18 protein-coding genes and 1 riboswitch are annotated in these 21449 nt (G+C 69.0%); of the genes, 10 read left to right on the plus strand and 8 right to left on the minus strand.

What is annotated here, in order from left to right:
• Nucleotides 1-36 precede the first annotated feature (36 nt).
• The 4 genes from ACWDGI_RS03995 to ACWDGI_RS04010 all read left to right on the plus strand — a co-directional run bounded on the left by ACWDGI_RS03995 (nt 37) and on the right by ACWDGI_RS04010 (nt 4547).
• Nucleotides 37-1017, plus strand: coding sequence for a tetratricopeptide repeat protein (locus ACWDGI_RS03995; protein WP_450755311.1), 981 nt, complete (start codon nt 37-39; stop codon nt 1015-1017).
• 124 nt (nt 1018-1141) lie between these two features.
• Nucleotides 1142-1792, plus strand: coding sequence for a peptide deformylase (gene def, locus ACWDGI_RS04000; protein WP_351704917.1), 651 nt, complete (start codon nt 1142-1144; stop codon nt 1790-1792).
• 293 nt (nt 1793-2085) lie between these two features.
• A complete protein-coding gene (gene cyc1 / locus ACWDGI_RS04005; RefSeq protein WP_450755026.1) occupies nt 2086-3171 on the plus strand; it encodes an epi-isozizaene synthase in 1086 nt (361 codons plus the stop codon).
• Entirely contained in the window at nt 3168-4547 is a 1380-nt protein-coding gene (locus ACWDGI_RS04010) for a bifunctional albaflavenone monooxygenase/terpene synthase (protein WP_450755028.1), read from the plus strand. Before cyc1 ends, ACWDGI_RS04010 begins: the two co-directional genes overlap by 4 nt.
• Before the next feature lie 39 nt (nt 4548-4586).
• On the opposite strand, the gene ACWDGI_RS04015 is transcribed toward ACWDGI_RS04010, so the two are convergent.
• Nucleotides 4587-5552 carry a helix-turn-helix domain-containing protein gene (locus ACWDGI_RS04015; RefSeq protein ID WP_450755030.1) on the minus strand — a complete coding sequence of 322 codons (966 nt, stop codon included), beginning with the start codon at nt 5550-5552 and terminating at the stop codon, nt 4587-4589.
• A gap of 93 nt (nt 5553-5645) precedes the next feature.
• Between ACWDGI_RS04015 and ACWDGI_RS04020 the strand changes: the two genes are divergently transcribed.
• A complete protein-coding gene (locus ACWDGI_RS04020; RefSeq protein WP_450755032.1) occupies nt 5646-5888 on the plus strand; it encodes a hypothetical protein in 243 nt (80 codons plus the stop codon).
• Here ACWDGI_RS04020 and ACWDGI_RS04025 read toward each other — a convergent pair.
• The 5 genes from ACWDGI_RS04025 to ACWDGI_RS04045 all read right to left on the minus strand — a co-directional run bounded on the left by ACWDGI_RS04025 (nt 5801) and on the right by ACWDGI_RS04045 (nt 12593).
• A complete protein-coding gene (locus ACWDGI_RS04025; RefSeq protein ID WP_450755034.1) occupies nt 5801-6814 on the minus strand; it encodes a ribonucleotide-diphosphate reductase subunit beta in 1014 nt (337 codons plus the stop codon). The two genes, ACWDGI_RS04020 and ACWDGI_RS04025, sit on opposite strands and share 88 nt — an antisense overlap.
• Nucleotides 6814-9180 carry a ribonucleoside-diphosphate reductase subunit alpha gene (locus ACWDGI_RS04030; RefSeq protein WP_450755036.1) on the minus strand — a complete coding sequence of 789 codons (2367 nt, stop codon included), beginning with the start codon at nt 9178-9180 and terminating at the stop codon, nt 6814-6816. The genes ACWDGI_RS04025 and ACWDGI_RS04030 overlap by 1 nt, the downstream gene beginning before the upstream one ends.
• Nucleotides 9181-9305: 125 nt before the next feature.
• Nucleotides 9306-9430: riboswitch (cobalamin riboswitch) on the minus strand.
• A gap of 380 nt (nt 9431-9810) precedes the next feature.
• Nucleotides 9811-11439, minus strand: a complete 1629-nt coding sequence (gene mctP, locus ACWDGI_RS04035; protein WP_450755038.1) for a monocarboxylate uptake permease MctP — start codon at nt 11437-11439, stop codon at nt 9811-9813.
• On the minus strand, nt 11436-11705 hold the full coding sequence (locus ACWDGI_RS04040) for a DUF3311 domain-containing protein (protein WP_450755039.1): 270 nt from the start codon (nt 11703-11705) through the stop codon (nt 11436-11438). The genes mctP and ACWDGI_RS04040 overlap by 4 nt, the downstream gene beginning before the upstream one ends.
• 123 nt (nt 11706-11828) lie before the next feature.
• Entirely contained in the window at nt 11829-12593 is a 765-nt protein-coding gene (locus ACWDGI_RS04045) for a GntR family transcriptional regulator (RefSeq protein WP_450755041.1), read from the minus strand.
• 358 nt (nt 12594-12951) lie between these two features.
• Between ACWDGI_RS04045 and ACWDGI_RS04050 the strand changes: the two genes are divergently transcribed.
• The 4 genes from ACWDGI_RS04050 (at nt 12952) to ACWDGI_RS04065 (ending at nt 17741) form a co-directional block, all read left to right on the plus strand.
• Complete coding sequence (locus ACWDGI_RS04050) at nt 12952-14238, plus strand: extracellular solute-binding protein (RefSeq protein ID WP_450755043.1); 1287 nt, start codon at nt 12952-12954, stop codon at nt 14236-14238.
• Between the two features lie 201 nt (nt 14239-14439).
• Entirely contained in the window at nt 14440-15414 is a 975-nt protein-coding gene (locus ACWDGI_RS04055; RefSeq protein ID WP_450755045.1) for a carbohydrate ABC transporter permease, read from the plus strand.
• Nucleotides 15411-16247 carry a carbohydrate ABC transporter permease gene (locus ACWDGI_RS04060; protein WP_450755047.1) on the plus strand — a complete coding sequence of 279 codons (837 nt, stop codon included), beginning with the start codon at nt 15411-15413 and terminating at the stop codon, nt 16245-16247. Before ACWDGI_RS04055 ends, ACWDGI_RS04060 begins: the two co-directional genes overlap by 4 nt.
• 9 nt (nt 16248-16256) lie before the next feature.
• Nucleotides 16257-17741, plus strand: coding sequence for a glycoside hydrolase family 3 protein (locus tag ACWDGI_RS04065; RefSeq protein ID WP_450755049.1), 1485 nt, complete (start codon nt 16257-16259; stop codon nt 17739-17741).
• Nucleotides 17742-17842: 101 nt separating this feature from the next.
• Here ACWDGI_RS04065 and nagB read toward each other — a convergent pair whose 3' ends face one another.
• Nucleotides 17843-18628 carry a glucosamine-6-phosphate deaminase gene (gene nagB / locus ACWDGI_RS04070; RefSeq protein ID WP_450755051.1) on the minus strand — a complete coding sequence of 262 codons (786 nt, stop codon included), beginning with the start codon at nt 18626-18628 and terminating at the stop codon, nt 17843-17845.
• A gap of 571 nt (nt 18629-19199) precedes the next feature.
• Between nagB and ACWDGI_RS04075 the strand changes: the two genes are divergently transcribed.
• Nucleotides 19200-20666, plus strand: coding sequence for a sensor histidine kinase (locus ACWDGI_RS04075; RefSeq protein ID WP_450755053.1), 1467 nt, complete (start codon nt 19200-19202; stop codon nt 20664-20666).
• Nucleotides 20667-20871: 205 nt separating this feature from the next.
• Here the strand turns inward: ACWDGI_RS04075 and ACWDGI_RS04080 are convergent, their stop codons facing one another.
• Complete coding sequence (locus tag ACWDGI_RS04080) at nt 20872-21129, minus strand: WhiB family transcriptional regulator (RefSeq protein ID WP_010353616.1); 258 nt, start codon at nt 21127-21129, stop codon at nt 20872-20874.
• Between the last annotated feature and the right edge of the window lie 320 nt (nt 21130-21449).

Genomic DNA, 21449 nt, shown 5'->3' on the forward strand with positions numbered 1-21449 from the left:
CCCACTGTGCGGAAATGGAACTGGCAGGCGGGAATCGTGAGGATCTTCGGCAAGGGACGGCACCGGCCCTCCGCCTCCTGGCGGCAGGCCACCGACCGCGCGTTCACGCTCATCGGCGACGGCCGGTACGAGGACGCGGGCGAACTGCTGACACGCGCTGCCGACCTGGAACCCTGGCTGTCCGAGTCCTGGTTCAACCTCGCCCTGCTGCACAAGTTCCGGCACGACTGGGAGCAGGCGCGGGCCGCCGGACTGCGGGCGGTGGCCCTCCTCGACCGGGAGGCCGGGGCGCCCGACTGGTGGAACGTCGGGATCGCCGCGACCGCACTGCAGGACTGGCCGCTGGCCCGGCGGGCCTGGCAGGCGTACGGGCTGCGGGTGCCCGGCGGCGCCGCCGCCTCCGCCGAGCCGGACGGGATGGACCTGGGCAGCGCCGCCGTACGCCTGTCCCCGGAGGGGGAGGCCGAGGTGGTGTGGGGGCGGCGGCTGGACCCCGCCCGCATCGAGGTGCAGTCCATCCCGCTGCCGTCGTCCGGGCGGCGCTGGGGCGAGGTCGTGCTGCACGACGGGGTGCCGCACGGCGAGCGGACCACGGCGACCGGGCACGCGTACCCCGTCTTCGACGAGATCGAGCTGTGGGCGCCGTCGCCGGTGCCGACCTGGGTGGTGCTGCTGGAGGCGGCGACGGAGGCGGACCGGGACGCGCTGGAGCAGCTGGCCGGCGACGCCGGGTTCGCGGCGGAGGACTGGTCCTCCTCGGTGCGGCTGCTGTGCCGGATGTGCTCCGAGTCGCGGATGCCGTCCGACGAGGGCGACGGGGTGCATCTGGATCCCCACGATCACAGTGAGCCGGGGCATCCGGGGCCGCTGGGGCACCGGACGGACGGGCAGCTGTGGGTGCCGGAGCGCGAGTGCGGGGTGGCTGCGCCGGCCGCGTTGGTGAGGGGGTTGCTGGACGGGTGGGTCGCGGACAGCCCCGACTCCCGGGACTGGCGGGATCTGGAAGAGGTCTGCTGAGCGTCGCCCGTCGGCTGCGGGCCGGTGGGGGCCGATCACGCAGTTCCCCGCGCCCCTGAAAACAGACACGTACCCTGTATCAGCAACATCACCCTTGTTTTACCCAGGAAGGCTTACCGCGGTCATGGCGCAGCAGGACACCGATCAGCAGCACGTGGGCGTGCTCCCCGTGGATGACGACGGCTTCGTCGTCGACACCGAGGGGACCGAGGAGCGCGAGAACGCCTGGCGTGCGCGGGGGACCTCGCGGCCCATCACCGTCGTCGGGAACCCGGTGCTGCACAAGGAGTGCAAGGACGTCACCGAGTTCGGGGACGAGCTGGCGCAGCTGGTCGCCGACATGTTCGCCAGCCAGCGGACCGCCGAGGGCGTCGGCCTCGCCGCCAACCAGATCGGCGTCGACCTGAAGGTCTTCGTCTACGACTGCCAGGACGACGAGGGCGCCCGGCACGTGGGTGTGGTGTGCAACCCGAAGCTGGTCGACCTGCCGGCGGACAAGCGGCGGCTGGACGACAGCAACGAGGGCTGCCTGTCGGTGCCGACCGCCTACGCCCCGCTGGCCCGGCCCGACTACGCCGAGGTCACCGGCCAGGACGAGCAGGGCAACCCGATCAAGGTGCGCGGCACCGGCTACTTCGCTCGGTGTTTGCAGCACGAGACCGATCACCTGTACGGGTACCTCTACATCGACCGGCTCTCCAAGCGTGAGCGCAAGGACGCCCTGCGGCAGATGGCCGAGAACGAGCCCCGCTACCCCGTGGTCGCCAACGACTGAGACGGACAAGGACGGTTGTGACGCCTGGTCGGGATCGCACCGGCCAGGCGTTCGTCATGTTCGGTCAGACTCGTTCGCCTGTCCGTCGTACATTCGATCCTTTGTGCGCCCCTAGCGATCCCTAATCAGTCACACAAGGGGAGATTCGCGGCATCGTGGGGTAGTGAATGGAGCAAATCCGTTCCCAGACCGGTCAGTTGTGGTGCTGAATGGGAAGTGCGGGGATACGCAACGGCGCACGCCCGGCACAGCGGGAGGGGTGTGCGCACCTGGCGGCTGAGAGGGGTATGTTCGTGCACGCTTTCTCACACAGCACCACATCGACGCCGACGGCGATCGCGGTTCCACCACAACTCGCACTGCCCGTGATCGAGGCCGAGTTTCCTCGGCAACTGCATCCGTATTGGCCACAGCTCCAGGAGAAGACCCGCCTCTGGCTGCTGGAAAAACGGCTGATGCCGGCGGACAAGGTGCAGGAATATGCCGATGGCCTTTGCTACACCGACCTGATGGCCGGGTACTACCTGGGCGCGTCCGACGAGGTGATCCAGGCGATATGCGACTACAGCGCCTGGTTCTTCGTCTGGGACGACCGGCACGACCGTGACGTCGTGCACGGCCGCGCGGCCGACTGGCGGCGGCTGAGGTTCCGTTTGCACACGGCCCTCGATGCCCCGCTGCACCATCTGCACCACCCGGACACCCTGGTCGCGGGGTTCGCGGACAGTGTCGCCCGGCTGTACTCGTTCCTGCCGGGGACCTGGAACCAGCGGTTCGCCCGGCACTTCCACGAGGTGATCGAGGCCTACGACCGCGAGTACCGCAACCGCACCACGGGATACATCCCGCAGGTCGAGGAATACCTCGCCCTGCGGCGCCTGACCTTCGCCCACTGGATATGGACGGACCTCCTTGAGCCGAGCGCCGGGACAGAACTCCCGGACGCCGTGCGCAAGAACCCCGCATACCGACGTCCGGCGTTGCTCAGTCAGGAATTCGCGGCCTGGTACAACGACCTCTGCTCGCTGCCCAAGGAAATAGCGGGCGATGAGGTGCACAATCTCGGAATCAGTCTCGTCACCCACGAGGGGATGAGTCTGGAAAAGGCGGTCGAGGAAGTCGGGCGACGCGTCGGGGAATGCATAAGTGAATTCCTGGACGCCGAGCGGACCGCTCATCGATTCGCCGAACAGCTCGACGACGGCACCGTGCGCGGAAAGGAACTCGGTGCCGCGGTCCTGGCCTGTGTCGCCAACATGCGGAACTGGTTCAGTTCCGTCTACTGGTTCCACCACGAATCCGGCCGATACATGGTCGACAGCTGGGACGACCGGTCCACGCCCCCGTACGTCAACAACGAAGCGGCAGGTGAGAAATGACCGTCGAGTCCGTGAAGCCCGCGACCGCGGAGGCTTCCGAACACGGTGAACTGCGCGAACCGCCCCTCGCCGGCGGCGGTGTGCCGATGCTCGGCCACGGCTGGCAGCTGGTCCGCGACCCACTCGCCTTCATGTCCCGGCTGCGCGCCGACGGCGACATGGTGCGCCTGCGCCTGGGCCCCAAAGAGGTGTACGCCGTCACCACCCCGGCGCTCACCGGGGCCCTCGCCCTCAACCCCGACTTCATCATCGCCGGCCCGCTCTGGGAGTCCCTGGAGGGACTGCTCGGAAAAGAGGGCGTGGCCACCGCCAACGGGCCCCGCCACCGCCGCCAGCGCCGCACCATCCAGCCCGCGTTCAACCTCTCCGCGATCCCCGACTACGGGCCGATCATGGAGGAGGAGGCGCACGCGCTGACCGAGCGCTGGCAGCCCGGCGACACCGTCGACTGCACCTCGGAGTCCTTCCGGGTCGCGGTCCGCATCGCCGCCCGCTGCCTGCTGCGCGGCGAGTACATGGACGAGCGCGCGGAGCGGCTGAGCGTCGACCTCGCGAGCGTGTTCCGCGGTATGTACCGGCGGATGGTCGTACCACTCGGTCCGCTGTACCGGCTGCCGTTGCCGGCCAACCGCGAATTCAACCGGGCACTGGCCGATTTGCATCTCCTCGTCGACGAGATCGTCGCCGAGCGCCGGGCATCTGGTCAAAAGCCGGACGATTTGCTGACAGCATTGCTGGCGGCGAAGGACGAGAATGGCGAGCCCATCGGGGAACAGGAGATCCACGACCAGGTCGTCGCGATACTCACCCCCGGAAGCGAAACTGTCGCTTCCACGATCATGTGGCTGCTCCAGGTCCTCGCCGAACATCCGGAACACGCCGAGAAGGTACGGACCGAGGTCGAATCCGTGACGGGAGGTCGACCGGTTGGATTCGAGCACGTTCGGCAGCTCACGCACACCAACAATGTCGTCGTCGAGGCGATGCGTTTGCGGCCGGCCGTATGGATATTGACGCGGCGCGCCAAGGCCGACACCGAGCTCGGCGGCTATCGCATTCCGGCGGGGGCCGACATCGTCTACAGCCCCTACGCCATCCAGCGCGATGCCGAGTCGTACGACGCGCACCTCGACTTCGACCCGGACCGCTGGCTTCCGGAGCGGGCCCGGGAAGTGCCGAAGTACGCCATGAGCCCCTTCAGCGTCGGCAACCGCAAGTGCCCCAGCGACCACTTCTCCATGACCCAACTCAGCCTGATCACGGCGGCGTTGTGCGCCAGGTACCGCTTCGAACAGGTCCCCGGCTCCGATGACGCCACCCGGGTGGGCATCACCCTGCGGCCGCAGCGGCTGCTGCTCACGCCCGTGCCCTGGTGACCGGCCGACCGGCGGGTGACTCCTGATACCGGCGCGCGCTCAGGCGGCCTGCGGGCCCCGGAACGCGCGCCGGTAGGCGTTCGGCGTGGTGCCCAGCTCCTTCACGAACTGGTGCCGCAGCGCGGCCGCCGTACCGAAGCCGGTGCGGCCCGCGACGGCGTCCATCGTCTCGTCGGTCCCCTCCAGCAACTCCTGGGCCAGCAGCACCCGCTGCCGCAGGATCCAGCGGTACGGCGTGGTGCCGGTCTCCTGCTGGAAGCGGCGGGCGAACGTGCGCGGGGCCATCAGGGCGCGGGCGGCCAGCTGCTCGACGGTGACCTCCTCGTCGAGATGCTCCGCCATCCAGGCCAGCACCTCGCCGACCGTGTCGCAGGGGCCCTCCGGCAGCGGGCGCTCGATGTACTGGGCCTGGCCGCCGTCCCGGTGCGGGGGCACCACCATCCGCCGGGCGATCTTCTTGGCGACCTCGGGGCCCTGTTCCTTGCGGACGATGTGCAGACAGGCGTCGATTCCGGCCGCGGTGCCCGCCGAGGTGATCACCGGGTCCTCGTCGACGTACAGCACGTCCGGCTCGACCCGGGTGTGCGGGAAACGGCGGGCCAGCAGCCGCGCGTGCCGCCAGTGCACGGCGCACCGGCGCCCGTCCAGCAGCCCGGCCGCGCCGAGGACGAAGACGCCGGAACACACGCTCAGCACCCGGGCGCCCCGGTCCACCGCCCGGCGCAGCGCGTCGAGCAGCTCGGGCGGGTACCCCCGCTCGACATTGGAGTCCGAGGCCGGCACCGCGATCAGATCGGCCTCCTCCAGCCGCTCCAGACCGTACGGCGTGGAGACGGTGAGGCCCGGCACATGGGTGCCGAGCGACGGCCCCTCCGCCGAGACCACCGCGAAGTCGTACACCGGCAGCCCCTCGTCGGAGCGGTCGAGTCCGAAGACCTCGCAGACCACTCCGAGCTCGAAGGGGTGCACACCGTCCAGGAGCACCGCGGCCACGTTCGTCAGCATGCTGCCAGTGTGCCTCGTCGCTGGCAGCAATTCGAGGGTGCCTGGCAGTGCTGCCACTGACGGTAAGGAGCATTCAGCGCGACAGTGGTGTCCATGAACGGAAACCAGATCGAAGGTCTCGTCGGAATGGTCCTGGTCCTCGGCATCCTGGTCCTCATGGCCCTCCCGTCCGTGCTCGGCGTCCTGCGCGACAGGCGCATCGACCGGCAGATCAGGGAGGCCCACGAGGACCGCGGGGAGCAGCAGGCTCAGAAGTCCTCGTCCAGGTCGACGGTGCCCTCCACCGCGACCTGGTACGCGGACGGGCGCCGCTCGAAGAAGTTCGTCAGCTCCTGAACGCCCTGCAGCTCCATGAAGGAGAACGGGTTCTCCGAGCCGTACACCGGAGCGAAGCCGAGGCGGCCGAGCCGCTGGTCGGCGACGCACTCCAGGTACTGGCGCATCGAGTCGGTGTTCATGCCGGGCAGGCCGTCACCGCACAGGTCACGGGCGAACTGCAGCTCCGCCTCGACGGCCTCCCGCAGCATGTCGGTGACCTGCCGCTGAAGCTCGTCGTCGAAGAGCTCCGGCTCCTCCTTGCGGACCGTGTCGACCACGTCGAACGCGAAGCTCATGTGCATCGTCTCGTCACGGAACACCCAGTTGGTGCCCGTGGCGAGACCGTGCAGCAGGCCCCGGCTGCGGAACCAGTAGACGTACGCGAAGGCGCCGTAGAAGAACAGGCCCTCGATGCACGCGGCGAAGCAGATCAGGTTGAGCAGGAAGCGGCGGCGGTCGGCCTTGGACTCCAGCCGGTCCAGGTTCTCCACCGAGTCCATCCACTTGAAGCAGAACCCGGCCTTCTCCCGGATGGACGGGATGCTCTCCACCGCGGCGAACGCGGCCGTGCGGTCCTCCGGGTCGGGGAGGTAGGTGTCCAGCAGCGTCAGATAGAACTGGACGTGCACGGCCTCCTCGAACAGCTGGCGGCTCAGGTAGAGCCGTGCCTCGGGGGAGTTGATGTGCTTGTACAGCGTCAGCACCAGGTTGTTCGCCACGATCGAGTCACCGGTCGCGAAGAACGCGACGAGCCGGCCGATCAGGTGCTGCTCGGAGGGGCTGAGCCTGGCGAGGTCGGCGACGTCCGAGTGGAGGTCCACCTCCTCGACGGTCCAGGTGTTCTTGATGGCGTCCCGGTAGCGCTCGTAGAAGTCCGGGTAGCGCATCGGGCGGAGAGTCAGTTCGAAGCCCGGGTCGAGCAGGTTCTTACTGTTGCTGGTCATTACTGGCAGGCCTCGCAGGACTCGGGGTTTTCCAGGGAGCAGGCGACCGCGTCTTCGGGAGCCGTCTGCTGGGCGGGAACGGTGGCTTGGGCCTGCGCGGCACGGGCGATCCGGGTCGCCGGGCGCGAGCGCAGGTAGTACGTCGTCTTCAGGCCCGACTTCCAGGCGTACGCGTACATCGAGGAGAGCTTGCCGATGGTCGGCGTCTCCAGGAACAGGTTCAGGGACTGGGCCTGGTCCAGGTACGGGGTCCGGGCGGCCGCCATGTCGATCAGACCGCGCTGCGGGATCTCCCACGCCGTGCGGTACAGCGCCCGTACGTCCGCCGGGATCCACGCGAAGTCCTGCACCGAGCCGTTGGCCTCGCGCAGCGCCTCCCGGGTGCGGGCGTCCCAGACACCGAGGTCCTTGAGCTCCTGCACCAGGTAGGAGTTGACCTGGAGGAACTCACCGGACAGCGTCTCGCGCTTGAAGAGGTTCGAGACCTGTGGCTCGATGCACTCGTAGACACCGGCGATCGACGCGATGGTGGCGGTGGGCGCGATGGCGAGCAGCAGGCTGTTGCGCAGGCCGGTCGTCGCGATCCGCGCGCGCAGCGCCGCCCAGCGCTCCGGCCAGGTGAACTCGACGCCGTAGTGGTCGGGGTGCAGCACACCCTGTGCCGTACGGGTCTTCTCCCAGGCCGGCAGCGGGCCGCTGCGCTCGGCGAGGTCGGCGGAGGCCTCGTACGCGGCGAGCATGATCCGCTCGGCGATCCGGGTGGAGAGCGCCTTGGCCTCGGCGGAGTCGAAGGGCAGCCGCAGCTTGAAGAAGACGTCCTGCAGACCCATGGCACCGAGGCCCACCGGACGCCACTTGGCGTTGGAGCGGCCCGCCTGCTCGGTCGGGTAGAAGTTGATGTCGACGACCCGGTCGAGGAAGGTGACCGCGGTACGGACGGTCTCGTCCAGCCGCTCCCAGTCGATGTCACCGCTCGCCGTGTCCACGAACGCGCCGAGGTTCACGGAGCCCAGGTTGCAGACCGCCGTCTCGCCGTCGTCCGTGACCTCCAGGATCTCCGTGCAGAGGTTGGAGGAGTGGACGACATGGCCGGGGGTGGCCGTCTGGTTCGCGGTCCGGTTCGCCGCGTCCTTGAAGGTCATCCAGCCGTTGCCGGTCTGCGCGAGGGTGCGCATCATCCGGCCGTACAGGTCACGGGCCGGGATGGTCTTGCGGGCGAGCCCCTCGGCCTCGGCCTTGCGGTAGGCCGCGTCGAACTCGTCGCCCCACAGATCCACCAGCTCCGGCACGTCGGCCGGGGAGAACAGGGACCACTGCCCGTCGGCGTTCACCCGGCGCATGAACTCGTCCGGGACCCAGTGCGCGAGGTTCAGGTTGTGCGTACGCCGGGCGTCCTCACCGGTGTTGTCGCGCAGCTCCAGGAACTCCTCGATGTCGGAGTGCCAGGTCTCCAGGTAGACCGCGGCCGCGCCCTTGCGCCGGCCGCCCTGGTTCACCGCGGCGACCGAGGCGTCGAGCGTCTTGAGGAACGGCACGATGCCGTTGGAGTGCCCGTTGGTGCCGCGGATCAGCGAACCGCGGGAGCGGATCCGGGAGAAGGAGAGACCGATGCCACCGGCGTGCTTCGAGAGCCGGGCCACCTGGTGGTACCGGTCGTAGATGGAGTCCAGCTCGTCCTTCGGGGAGTCGAGGAGATAGCAGGACGACATCTGGGGGTGCCGGGTACCGGAGTTGAAGAGGGTGGGGGAGGAGGGGAGGTAGTCGAGGCGGCTCATGAGCCGGTAGAGCGCGGCGACTTCCTCCACCGACCTGGCGCTGTCGTCCTCGGCGAGGCCGGCGGCGACCCGGAGCAGGAAGTGCTGGGGGGTCTCGACGACCTTGCGGGTGATCGGGTGCCGGAGCAGGTAACGGCTGTGCAGGGTGCGCAGGCCGAAGTAGCCGAAACGGTCGTCGGCGTCCGGGTCGACCAGGGCGTCCAGGCGGGCCGCGTGCAGGCGCGCGAACTCGGCGGTGCGGTCCGCGATGAGGCCCTCGCGGTGGCCGACGGCGACGGACTCGGTGAAGGACGTCACGCCCTGCGAGGCGGCCTCGGCACGGATCGAGACCGTCAGCAGCCGGGCGGCGAGCCGGGAGTAGGCGGGGTCCTCGGAGATGAGACCGGCCGCCGCCTCGGTGGCCAGCTCGCGCAGCTCCGACTCGTCGGCCCGCGCGGACCGGCCGCGCAGCGCGGCGGCGGCGACCCGGCCGGGGTCGGCGTCGGGGAGGTCGGCGGTCAGCCCGGTCAGGGTCCGCAGCAACGCGGTGCCGGGACCGTCCTCGTCCACAGAGATGGTCGCTGAAGCCGGTTCGGCTGGCGCGATGGTCACGTGGGGCTCTCCCTCGCTCGGCTCGGGGCCTGGCGGAGGGCAGGAGGCAGCACACGAGCGCACGCACGCGTGTCGCGTCCCCGGCCCACTCCACGAGACCCGGACGTCAGAACACCCGGGCCGGACGGCCGGGCGTGCTGTCGGCAGGTCCTCGGACTGACGCTTGTGCACAGATGTGCGCAAGTACACCGTTGCGGGACAGTTCCGGATTCGCACCGGATTCCCCTGCGGCGACAGCGAGCATGAGCATACATCTAGTGCCGGGCCGCGGTGTCACCCCCACATGTTGTGTCGCGGAGGTGTCGGAGTGTCAGCTCGTAGGTGAGGAGAGTGATGTCGTCCAGGTGTGGCACGGGATTCCGGTCCCGCCCGGGCGTGCGGACGAAGCCGAGGCGTTCGCAGCTCGTGGAGGCGGGTCCGGGCTGTCACCTCGCCGAGGTTTTCGTGTTCGGCGGGTCGCGATCGGTGGGTCGCGCTTCGCGGATGTGGATCGTCGTGCGGAGGGGTGTGCACGACAGCGGGCCGCCGGGAGTGGGATTTCTCGGCGGCCCGCTGCGGGTTGTGGGTGGTCGCTCGCGCCCACGGCGGAGCCGCACATGGATACGGCCCCGCGCCCTGACGGGGCGCGCTCTAGTGGGCGCCCTCCGCGACGGCCGGCGGGAGTTCCACTTCCACGCCCGCGTCGCCCGCGTCGGCCGTGTAGTCCTGGGGGGTCGTCTCGTCGACGCCCTCGGGGGCCTTCAGGGCCTTCAGGGCGAACGTCAGGACCACCGTCACCACCACGTTCATCACGAACGCCGTCAGGCCGATGTAGCCGATCTCGCCGATGCCCGGGATCTCCTTGGCCGAGCCGCCGAAGTGCTTCTGGGTGGGGGAGGCCACGCCGTACGCCGCGGCCGTGCCGTAGACCATGCCGACCGCCCAGCCCGCCAGCAGGGCCCAGCGGTGGAACCAGCGGGTGAACAGGCCGCCCACCAGCGCCGGGAAGGTCTGCAGGATCCAGATACCGCCCAGCAGCTGGAAGTTGATGGCGACGGTCTTGTCCATGGTGAGGACGAAGACCAGCGCGCCGACCTTCACCAGCAGCGACACCAGCTTGGAGACCTGGGCCTCCTGCTTCGGTGTGGCGTCCGGCTTGATGAAGTCCCGGTAGATGTTGCGGGTGAAGAGGTTCGCGGCCGCGATGGACATGATGGCCGCCGGGACCAGGGCGCCGATGCCGATCGCCGCGAAGGCCACGCCCGCGAACCAGTCCGGGAACATGTTCTCGAACAGCTGGGGGATCGCCAGCTGGCCGTTGGTGACCTTGACGCCGGCCGCGATGGCCATGAAGCCGAGCAGCGCGAGCAGGCCCAGCATCAGGGAGTACAGCGGCAGGATCGTGGTGTTGCGGCGGATCACGTCACGGCTGCGGGAGGAGAGCGTCGCGGTGATCGAGTGCGGGTACATGAACAGCGCGAGCGCGGAGCCCAGCGCCAGGGTGGCGTAGGTCCACTGGCCGGCCTCGGGTGGCGACAGCGTGCCGCGTGGTTTGCCGGTGGCCGGATTGACCTGCGCGAACGCGTGGCCCGCCTTGGCGAAGATGTCGTCGAAGCCGCCCAGCTTGATCGGGATGTAGATGATCGCCACCGCGATGACGAGGTAGATCAGCCCGTCCTTCACGAACGCGATGAGCGCGGGCGCCCGCAGGCCGGAGGAGTAGGTGTACGCCGCCAGCACGCCGAAGGCGATGAGCAGCGGGAGGTCCTTCACGAACCAGTTGGTGCCGTCGCCGCCACCGACGCCCATGACGTCGAGGACGGCCTGGATGCCTACGAGCTGGAGCGCGATGTAGGGCATCGTCGCCAGGATGCCGGTCAGGGCGACGGCGAGCGAGAGGCCCTTGGAGCCGAAGCGCCCGCGCACGAAGTCCGAGGTCGTCACGTAGCCGTGCTTGTGGGAGACCGACCACAGGCGCGGCAGGAACGTGAAGATCAGCGGGTAGACGAGGATCGTGTACGGCACCGCGAAGAAGCCGGCCGCGCCCGCCGCGTAGATCGCCGCCGGTACGGCGACGAAGGTGTACGCCGTGTACAGGTCGCCGCCGAGCAGGAACCAGGTGACCCAGGTGCCGAACGACCGGCCGCCCAGGCCCCATTCGTCGAGGGAGTGCTCGTTGTCGGCCTTGCGCCAGCGTGCGGCGAGGAAACCCATGGCCGTGACGGCCAGGAAGAAGAAGATGAAGACGCCGAGCGCGACGCCGTTCACACCGTCCTTCACTTCTGCGCACCCCCGCTCGTGCTCTCGGACTTGCGGGCGCGCTGGTCACGCTGCCACAGCTGGTACGCGGTCATCGTGAGCGCGGTGGATATCAGCACCCACAGCATCTGGTACCAGTAGAAGAACGGGATCCCGATGAACGTCGGGTCCGTCTTGGCGTAGGAGCCCACCCACAGCATCGCCACGAAGGGCGCGACGAGACAGACGGTGATGACCACGCGTATCGGTGTCACCACCGGCTGCCTCACTTCAGGTACATCCGACATACCGCGGCTCCGTCCCCTCACCGTTCGCCTGTGTAATGCGCAGGCAATCTAGGTCACGGCGTCACCGGAGCGGAAGTAGCTGTCCGGCTATCGGCATGTCGATTCTGTGAAAGGCGCCCCGTGTCAGTCCCGGGGACGCTTCAGCCGGGCCACGAACTTGTAGCGGTCGCCGCGGTACACCGAGCGCACCCACTCCACGGGCTGGCCCTCGCGGTCCAGGGAGTGCCGGGAGAGCATCAGCATCGGCAGGCCCACGTCGGTGCCGAGCAGGCCGGCCTCGCGCGGGGTGGCCAGCGAGGTCTCGATGGTCTCCTCGGCCTCGGCGAGGTGGACGTCGTACACCTCGGCGAGGGCGGTGTAGAGGGACGTGTACTTGACCAGGGAACGGCGCAGGGCCGGAAAGCGCTTGGCGCTCAGGTGCGTGGTCTCTATGGCCATGGGCTCGCCGTTGGCCATGCGCAGCCGCTCGATGCGCAGCACGCGCCCGCCCGCCGTTATGTCGAGCAGGCCGGCGAGCCGGTCGTCGGCGGTGATGTAGCCGATGTCCAGCAGCTGCGAGGTCGGCTCCAGGCCCTGGGCGCGCATGTCCTCGGTGTACGAGGTCAGCTGGAGCGCCTGCGAGACCTTCGGCTTGGCCACGAAGGTGCCCTTGCCCTGGATGCGTTCCAGGCGGCCCTCGACGACCAGTTCCTGGAGGGCCTGGCGGACGGTGGTGCGGGAGGTGTCGAACTCGGCGGCCAGTGTGCGCTCGGGCGGGACCGGGGTGCCGGGCGCCTGTGTCTCCGTCATTTCGAGGAGATGTTTCTTCAGGCGGTAGTACTTGGGCACGCGCGCGGTACGGACGGCTGTCCCGCTCTCGTTCTCCGCACTGCTGACGTCGGTGCTCATGCTCCGCCTTCCCGGCTCCTGATCCGGCCACTTCGTGGCACGGCAGCGTACCGGGATATCCCCAGCACGCTGCGTGATCCCCTCTGTATACCGCCGCGGGCTCTTTTGGTCTAGTCCACCACTCGAGTGGTCTACCGGAATTGTCTCGTCCGCGCCCCGGGTTTTCGAGGGCTTCTTACTTAAAGGTTCCTGCATATGTAGGTCGCATAACGGCTGGTCGGAGCCCATTCGACCACCCTTGACAGGCCTGCTGGTCTGGGCCAAGCTTCCCGCACTGGTCTACACCATTGGTCCAGGTCCCGGCCCAACGCTCGCGCGGGGAGGCAGGGGGGTATGTGGCATCCCTGAGGAGGGTGGCGTGAAGCGCAAGCTGATAGCCGCGATTGGTATCGCGGGCATGGTCGTCTCCATCGCGGCGTGTGGCAGTGACAAGAAGGACGACAACAAGGCGCAGGGGGCGGACGCCAAGGAGCTGACCGTCTGGCTCACCGTGGACGCCCAGAACAACTGGCCCGACCTGGTGAAGGCCGCCGACGCGGCCGTGCAGAAGAAGCACCCCGGCATCAAGATCAAGCACGAGTACTACGGCTGGCCGGACAAGAACACCAAGCTGGACGCCGTCCTCGCCACGGACAAGGCCCCCGACGTGGTCGAGATGGGCAACACCGAGATGCTCGGCTACATGGTCAAGGGCGCCTTCGCCCCCGTCGACGCCTCCCAGTTCACCAACTCCGGCCAGTGGCTCGACGGCCTCAAGGCCTCGGTGACCTACGACGGCAAGACCTACGGCGTGCCGTACTACGCCGGTGGCCGCGTCGCCAACTGGCGCAAGGACATCGCCGCCTCGGCCGGCGTCAAGACCACGCCGAAGACCTACACCGAGCTGACCGCCGACCTGGACAAGATCCAGAAGAAGGAAGGCGGCAAGTTCAGCGCCTGGTACCAGCCCACCCGCGACTGGTACGCGGCCATGTCCTTCGTCTACGACGCCGGCGGCTCCATCGCCGCGGAGTCCGGCGGCCAGTGGAAGGGCAACCTCTCCTCGCCCGAGTCCATCAAGGGCCTCACCGAGTTCAAGAACGTCATCGACAAGTACATGCACGGTGACAAGACCAAGGACGAGTCCGACCGGTACATCGTCTACGGCCAGGGCAAGTCGTCGATGATCTTCGGCGCCGCGTGGGAGGGTGCCACCGCGGCCGACCCGAAGAACGACAAGACCGGCGGCAAGCTGAAGGACAACCTCGTCAACTTCGTGATGCCCGGCCCGTCCGGCAAGAACATGCCGGTCTTCCTGGGCGGCTCCGACCTCGCCATCCCGGTGAAGTCCAAGGCGCAGGGCGTCGCCGCCGAGTGGATCAACGCGTTCACCGGTCCCTCCGGTCAGAAGGGCCTGATGGCCAAGGGGAACCTGCCCAACAACAAGACCGACCTCGCGACGCTGAAGAACGACCCGGCGACCGCGGTGCCGGCCACCGCGGCCGAGTCCAACTGGTTCGTCCCGATGGCTCCGGGCTGGGGCCAGGTCGAGAAGGCGCAGGTCCTGCAGACCATGCTGCAGAACATCGGCACCGGCAAGCAGACGGTCGAGGCCGCCGCGAAGACCGCGGACGCCGCGATCGACAAGGTCATCAACACCAAGTAGTCGCCATCCGGCCGGGCCTGGTCGACGGGGGGTCAGGCCCGGTCGGTGGGTGTGCTCAGAAGGTGCCGCGTCGGGTTGCGGGGCAGCTGCGGGTCCGTGGGGGCTGGTCGCGCCCGCGCGGCGGCAGCCGCACATGGGTACCGCCCCGCGCGCCTTTCGGGGCGCGTCACCCTGACGTTTCTTGATCTGTTTAGGAGCGCGATGAGTGCCGTTGACACGACCACACCCGCCAAGGTGCCGGCACCTCCACCGGACTCCCCGCGCAGACCACGCGCGAACCGGCGCTCGGGCGGCCCCGCCGTCCCCTGGCTGCTGCTCGCGCCCTGCCTGGCGATTCTCGGGCTGGTGCTCGGCTACCCCTTCTACCGGCTGGTCGCCCTCTCCTTCCAGGAGTTCGGGCAGTCCCAGCTGTGGGGGTTCAAGTCGGCCGAGTGGGTCGGATTCGGGAACTTCTCCGATGTGCTGGGCGACACCGAGTTCTGGCAGGTCGTGCTGCGCACGATCGTCTTCGCGGTCGGCAGCGTGGTCTTCACCATGGTCGTCGGCATGCTCATCGCCCTGCTGCTGCAGCGGGTCTCCGGCTGGGTGAAGACCCTGGTCAACATCGTGCTGGTGGCCAGCTGGGGCATGCCGGTCATCGTCGCCACCACGCTCTTCAAGTGGCTCTTCGACTCCGACTACGGCATCCTCAACGCCCTGCTCAGCAAGGTCCCCGGGGTCGACCTGATCGGCCACAACTGGTTCGCCAGCGGACCCCAGGGACTCGCGGTGATCATGCTCCTGGTGGTCTGGGGAGCGGTGCCCTTCGTGGTCATCACGCTGAGCGCCGGCCTGACCCAGGTCCCGGCGGAGCTGGAGGAGGCCGCCCGGCTCGACGGCGCGGGCGCCTGGGGCGTCTTCCGTTACGTCACGCTCCCCATCCTCAAGCCGATCATCGTGATGCTCACGACCCTGTCGGTCATCTGGGACATGGGCGTCTTCCCGCAGGTCTTCGTGATGCGCGGCGGCCACCCCGAGCCCGAGTTCCAGCTGCTGACCACCTACTCCTACGACCGCGCCTTCGTGGTCAACAACTACGGACAGGGCTCCGCGATCGCCCTGCTCACCGTGCTCCTCCTGCTCGGTGTCGTCGCCGTGTACATGCGCCAGATGCTGAAGATCGGAGAGGTCGAATGAGCACCGCAGCCACCCGCAGGGGACCCCGTCTCGGCTGGAACCTCCTGGGCCTCCTCGTCTTCGTCGTCGTCGGCTTCCCCGTCTACTGGATGCTGAACACGGCGTTCAAGCCGGCGAAGGACGCCATCGACCCGGACCCGAGCCTGCTGCCCACGGGCGTGACCCTGTCCAACTTCCGCCGCGCGCTGGACATCGCCGACTTCTGGGGCCCGGTGGGCCGCAGCCTGATCGTCTCCCTGTCCGTCGTGGCGATCGGCATGGTCGTCGGCCTGCTGGCCGCCCTGGCCATCTCCCGGTTCGCCTTCCGCGGCCGCAAGGTCGTGATCGTCGGCATCCTCGCGGTCCAGATGGTCCCGCTGGTCGCCATGATCATCCCGGTCTTCCTGCTCCTCAACGACCTGGGGCAGTACGACAAGCTCACCGGCCTGATCATCACCTATCTGACCTTCATCCTTCCGTTCACGGTGTGGACCATGCGCGGCTTCATCGTCAACATCCCGAAGGAGCTGGAGGAGGCCGCGATGGTCGACGGCTGCTCCCGCACCGGCGCCTTCATCCGGGTGGTCTTCCCGCTGCTGGCCCCCGGCCTGGTCGCCACCTCGGTCTACGCCTTCATCCAGGCCTGGAACGAGTACATCTACGCCCTGATGCTGCTCAGCCAGGAGCACCAGACCGCGACCGTCTGGCTCGCGAACTTCACCACCAAGCACGGCACCGAATACGCCCCGATGATGGCCGGCTCCACGATGATGGCCGTGCCGATCGTCGTCCTCTTCCTCCTCGTCCAGCGCAAGATGGCCGCGGGCCTGACCGCGGGCGCCGTGAAGGGATAACGCCACCCGATGACGACACTCGCCAGCGGTACGGACACACTCACGCGCGACGCGCTGACGGTCCTCCAGCCCGGCTTCACCGGCACCACCGCCCCCGACTGGCTGCTGCGCCGGCTCGGCGAAGGCCTCGCCGCCGTCGGCCTGTTCGGCCGCAACATCGCCTCGCCCGAACAACTCGCCGCACTCACCGCCCAGTTGCGCGCCGAACGGGACGACGTCCTGGTGGCGATCGACGAGGAGGGCGGCGACGTCACCCGCCTCGAGGTGCACACCGGCTCCTCCTTCCCCGGCAACCACGCCCTCGGCGCCGTCGACGACGTGGCCCTGACCCGGGAGGTCGCCCTCGAACTGGGCCGCCGCCTCGCGGCCTGCGGGGTGAACTTCAACTGGGCCCCGTCCGCCGACGTCAACTCCAACCCGGCCAACCCGGTCATCGGTGTCCGTTCCTTCGGAGCCGACCCGGCCCTGGTCGCCCGCCACACGGCGGCCTATGTCACCGGCCTCCAGTCGGCCGGGGTGGCGGCCTGCACCAAGCACTTCCCGGGCCACGGCGACACCGCCGTCGACTCGCATCTCGCGCTGCCCCGCATCGACGCGACCGCGGACGTCCTGCACGCCCGTGAGCTGGCCCCCTTCCGCGCCGCCATCGCCGCCGGCACCCGCGCCGTGATGAGCGCGCACATCCTGGTCCCGGCCCTTGACCCGGACCGGCCGGCCACGCTCTCCCGCACGATCCTCACCGATCTCCTGCGCGGCGAACTCGGCTACGAGGGCCTGATCGTCACCGACGGCATGGAGATGCAGGCCATCTCCGCGACGTACGGCATCGAACACGGCAGCGTCCTGGCCATCGCCGCCGGCGCCGACGCGATCTGCGTGGGCGGCGGGCTCGCGGACGAGGAGACGGTACGACGTCTGCGCGACGCCCTGGTCGCGGCGGTCCGCTCCGGCGAACTCCCCGAGGAACGGCTGGCCGAGGCGGCGGACCGGGTACGGTCACTGGCCCGCTGGACGGCGACGACGGAGCGGGCCCACCCGGACCCCACGGCCACCGACATCGGCCTGGTCGCGGCCCGCCGCGCACTCGATGTGACGCGCGTCGACCCCTGCCCGCCCCTGACCTCGGCCCCCTTCGTGGCCGTGTTCACCCCGGTGTCCAACATCGCGGTGGGGACGGAGACCCCGTGGGGCGTGGCGGCGGAACTCTCCCGCCGGCTGCCCGGCACGGAGACGGCCGGCTTCACGGGTGACCACGCCGGCGAGGAGGCCCTGTCGGCGGCCGGCGACCGCAGGATCGTGGCAGTGCTCCGGGACGAACACCGCCACCCCTGGATGACCACGGCCCTGGACGTACTCCTCAAGTCCCGCCCCGACACGATCGTGGTCGAGATGGGCGTCCCCCAGGCCCCCGCCAGAGGCGCCCTGCACATCGCGACCCATGGCGCGGCGCGGGTGTGCGGCACGGCGGCGGCCGAGGTGATAGCGCCCCGCTAGGGGCGCTGGGGGCACCCCGGCCGAAGGCTGGGGGAGGAACTGCGCGAGCAACCCACCACGACGGTCGGTCCGCAGCGCACCGCACCCGCCAGGCGAGTCCGTCAGATCCCCTGCCAAGCCGGCTTGTTCGAGAACGTGTACCGGAAGTAGTCCGCGAGCTTCAGCTTGGACGCGGCGGACTCGTCCACCACCACCGTCGCATGCGGATGCAACTGCAGCGCAGACGCGGGACACACCGCGGCGACCGGCCCCTCCACGGTCGCCGCGACCGCGTCGGCCTTGCCCTCACCCGTCGCGAGCAGCACCAGATGCCGCGCCTCCAGGATCGTCCCGATCCCCTGGGTGATCACATGGTGCGGCACCTGCGAGATGTCCCCGTCGAAGAACCGCGCGTTGTCGTCCCGGGTCTGCTCGGTGAGCGTCTTGATCCGTGTCCGCGAGGCCAGCGACGAGCACGGCTCGTTGAAACCGATGTGCCCGTCCGTCCCGATCCCGAGCAGCTGCAGATCCACGCCGCCTGCCTGCGCCAGCGCCCCGTCGTACGCCTCGCAGGCGGCCTGCACGTCCTCGGCCGCGCCGTCGGGGCCGAGGAACGCGTCCATCCCGATCCCGAGCGGCTCCAGCACCTCGCGCCGCAGGACCGACCGGTACGACTCCGGATGCTCGGCCGGCAGCCCCACGTACTCGTCGAGCTGGGCTATGCGCGCCCGCGAGGTGTCCACGGCACCGGACCGCACCTTGGCGGTGAGCGCCTGGTAGATGGGCAGCGGGGTCGAGCCGGTGGCCACCCCGAGCAGCGCGTCCGGCTTGCGGCGGAGCAGCTGGGCCATGGCCTCGGCGATCAGCTCGCCACCCGCGGCGGCGTCCGGAACGATGACAACTTCCACGCTGGGCCTGCCGTTCTGTCTATGTGGTTTAGACCAATCCGATGGGACCAATCTAACAGAACCAGCCCCGCTCACCCCGGGAGCGGGTGCAGGAAAAGGGGACAGGTGCGAGGTTACGCGAATGCGTCAGAACGGGTGAATCAAGGAAAAATCCCGCCCGCCTGCCGGGGTGTCGGAAATTGCCGCTCCGCATCGGGCCCCACAACCGCCTCCGGCGGGCTACGCTGCGTTCGCATCGACTGTCAACAGTCTCCAACGCATGGACACACACCGTGGTCTAGTCCACAATTGCGTACGAGGACTGAAGGAGTACGGCGGGACCGTACGACACAGTCACACTCTTCCGTCTTCCCCGCACAGGAGGACGGACCGAGGAACCGGAGCTCTCTGCCCTGACTGCCCCGGGTCCTCGCCTTCGGCCGATCGGGACCGCACACCCCGTGGCCGTTGCTGCTCCGGGCTGCGGTGCCGGGAGGGTTGAGGGTCCCTCCCAGGCGCCGCGGCCCGCGGGTGCTTCCGGCCGCTTTTAGGCCGTGAACAGACCCGCGGGTACGCTCGCAGAGTGCCCTCCATGAACGAACTGGTCCGCCAGCACACCGCCCTCGACGACTCCGACCTCGAGTGGCTCCATCTGCTGGTCTCGGAGTGGCAGCTGCTCTCCGACCTCTCCTTCGCCGACCTGGTCCTGTGGGTTCCCACCGAGGACGGCACCCGCTATGTCTCGGTGGCGCAGATGCGCCCCAACACCGGCCCCACCTCCTACCACGACGACATGGTCGGCCATCTGGTCCCGCGGGGCCGCCGTCCCATGCTGGACATCGCCCTGGACGAGGGCCGGATCGTCCGCGAGGGCGACCCGGAGTGGCGGGAGGAGGTCCCCGTACGGGTCGAGTCCATCCCGGTACGGCGTGAGGGCCGGGTTCTCGGGGTCATCGCCCGCAACACCAACCTGCTGACCGTGCGCACTCCGAGCCGGCTCGAGCTCACCTACCTCCAGAGCGCTTCCGATCTGGCACAGATGATCGCTGCCGGATCGTTTCCCTTCCCGAACCAGCAGGTCGACATGGACGCCTCGCCGCGGGTCGGCGACGGTCTGATCCGCCTGGACGCGGACGGCATCGTCCAGTACGCCTCCCCGAACGCCCTCTCCGCCTACCACCGCCTCGGCCTCGCCTCCGACCTGCTCGGTCACCACCTGGGCCGGACCACGGCCGAACTCGCCCCGACCCGGGGGCCGGTGGACGAGGCGCTCGCCAAGGTCGCCAGCGGCTGGGCGCCGCGCGAGTTCGAGATCGAGTCCAGCGACGGCGCGATCCAGTTCCGGGCGATCCCGCTCAAGCCCAAGGGCACCCGCATCGGTTCCCTGGTGCTGCTCCGGGACGTCACCGAACTCCGGCGCCGTGAACGCGAGTTGATCACCAAGGACGCGACCATCCGGGAGATCCACCACCGGGTGAAGAACAACCTCCAGACGGTCGCCGCGCTGTTGCGCCTGCAGGCCCGCCGGATCGAGTCCGAGCGTGGCCGGGAGGCCCTGGAGGAGGCCGTCCGACGGGTCGGCTCGATCGCGATCGTGCATGAGACGCTGTCCCAGAACCTGGACGAGCGCGTGGAGTTCGACGAGATCGCCGACCGGGTGCTGGCGATGGTCGCCGAGATCTCGCCGGGCAAGGTCACCGGCCGGCGCACCGGACGCTTCGGAATACTCGACGCCGAGGTGGCGACCCCGCTGTCGATGGTCCTCACCGAGATCCTGCAGAACGCCCTCGAACACGGCTTCCGCGAGGGGGAGACCGGGACCGTCGAGGTCTCGGCGGTCCGCGGCGGCACCACCAAGGAGTCCCGGCTCCTCGTCACCGTCCAGGACGACGGCGTCGGTCTGCCCGAGGGCTTCGACCCGCACCGCTCCGGCAACCTCGGTCTGCAGATCGTACGGACGCTGGTGGAGGGCGAGTTGGGCGGCACGTTCGACATGGTGCCGGCGCCGGAGCGGGGGACCCGGGTGATCCTCGACGTTCCGGTGCAGCCGCAGAAGTAGCCCGAACGGGGGGCACTTCGGGCGCCGGGGCGCAGCGTCGGGTATCCGCGCACAGCAAAGAGCCCCGGACCTGGTGGGTCCGGGGCTTATTACTCGTTGCTGCTGTTAAGCGCATCGGGGGTACTGCGCGCTGCGGCTCGGGGGCGGGAGATGCGTACTCGCTGTACGCGCCGCCAAGCTCAGGCTGTCACCAGGGGTGGGACCGTCAGGCGGTGGCCTGACGGGCTCGGTTGCGGGCGGCACGGCGCTTCATCGCGCGACGCTCGTCCTCGCTGAGACCACCCCAGACGCCGGAGTCCTGACCGGACTCGAGCGCCCACTGCAGGCACTGGTCCATAACAGGGCAGCGACGGCAGACGGCCTTGGCTTCCTCGATCTGCAGCAGCGCAGGACCGGTGTTGCCGATGGGGAAGAAGAGCTCGGGGTCTTCCTCGCGGCAAACGGCGTTGTGACGCCAGTCCATGGCTGCTACCTCTCCTTGGTATTACATGCACGTTGCTTGTGAATGTGAACGCTTTCACGAATCCCTCAACAAGTGAAGGGCCGACCGCCAGGTTCCCTGGCAGGGGTCCTGTGAGTTGAAGTGGGATTCCGGTGATCAGTGGAGGCCGGTCTTGCGGGCCGTCCCGATCGCCACGTAGAGCCTCGCAAACCTCAGCGACGGATACAACCCCTTCCGGAAAGTTTTTTTTGATTCCTCGGTGTCGACTGGGTCACAGCCGTACTTCCATGGGGTGGATCCTGGCCTAAACGTTCGAGTGAAAGGACTTTGGCCCGTTCCGC

It is taken from the genome of Streptomyces sp. NPDC001220 (assembly GCF_053597895.1).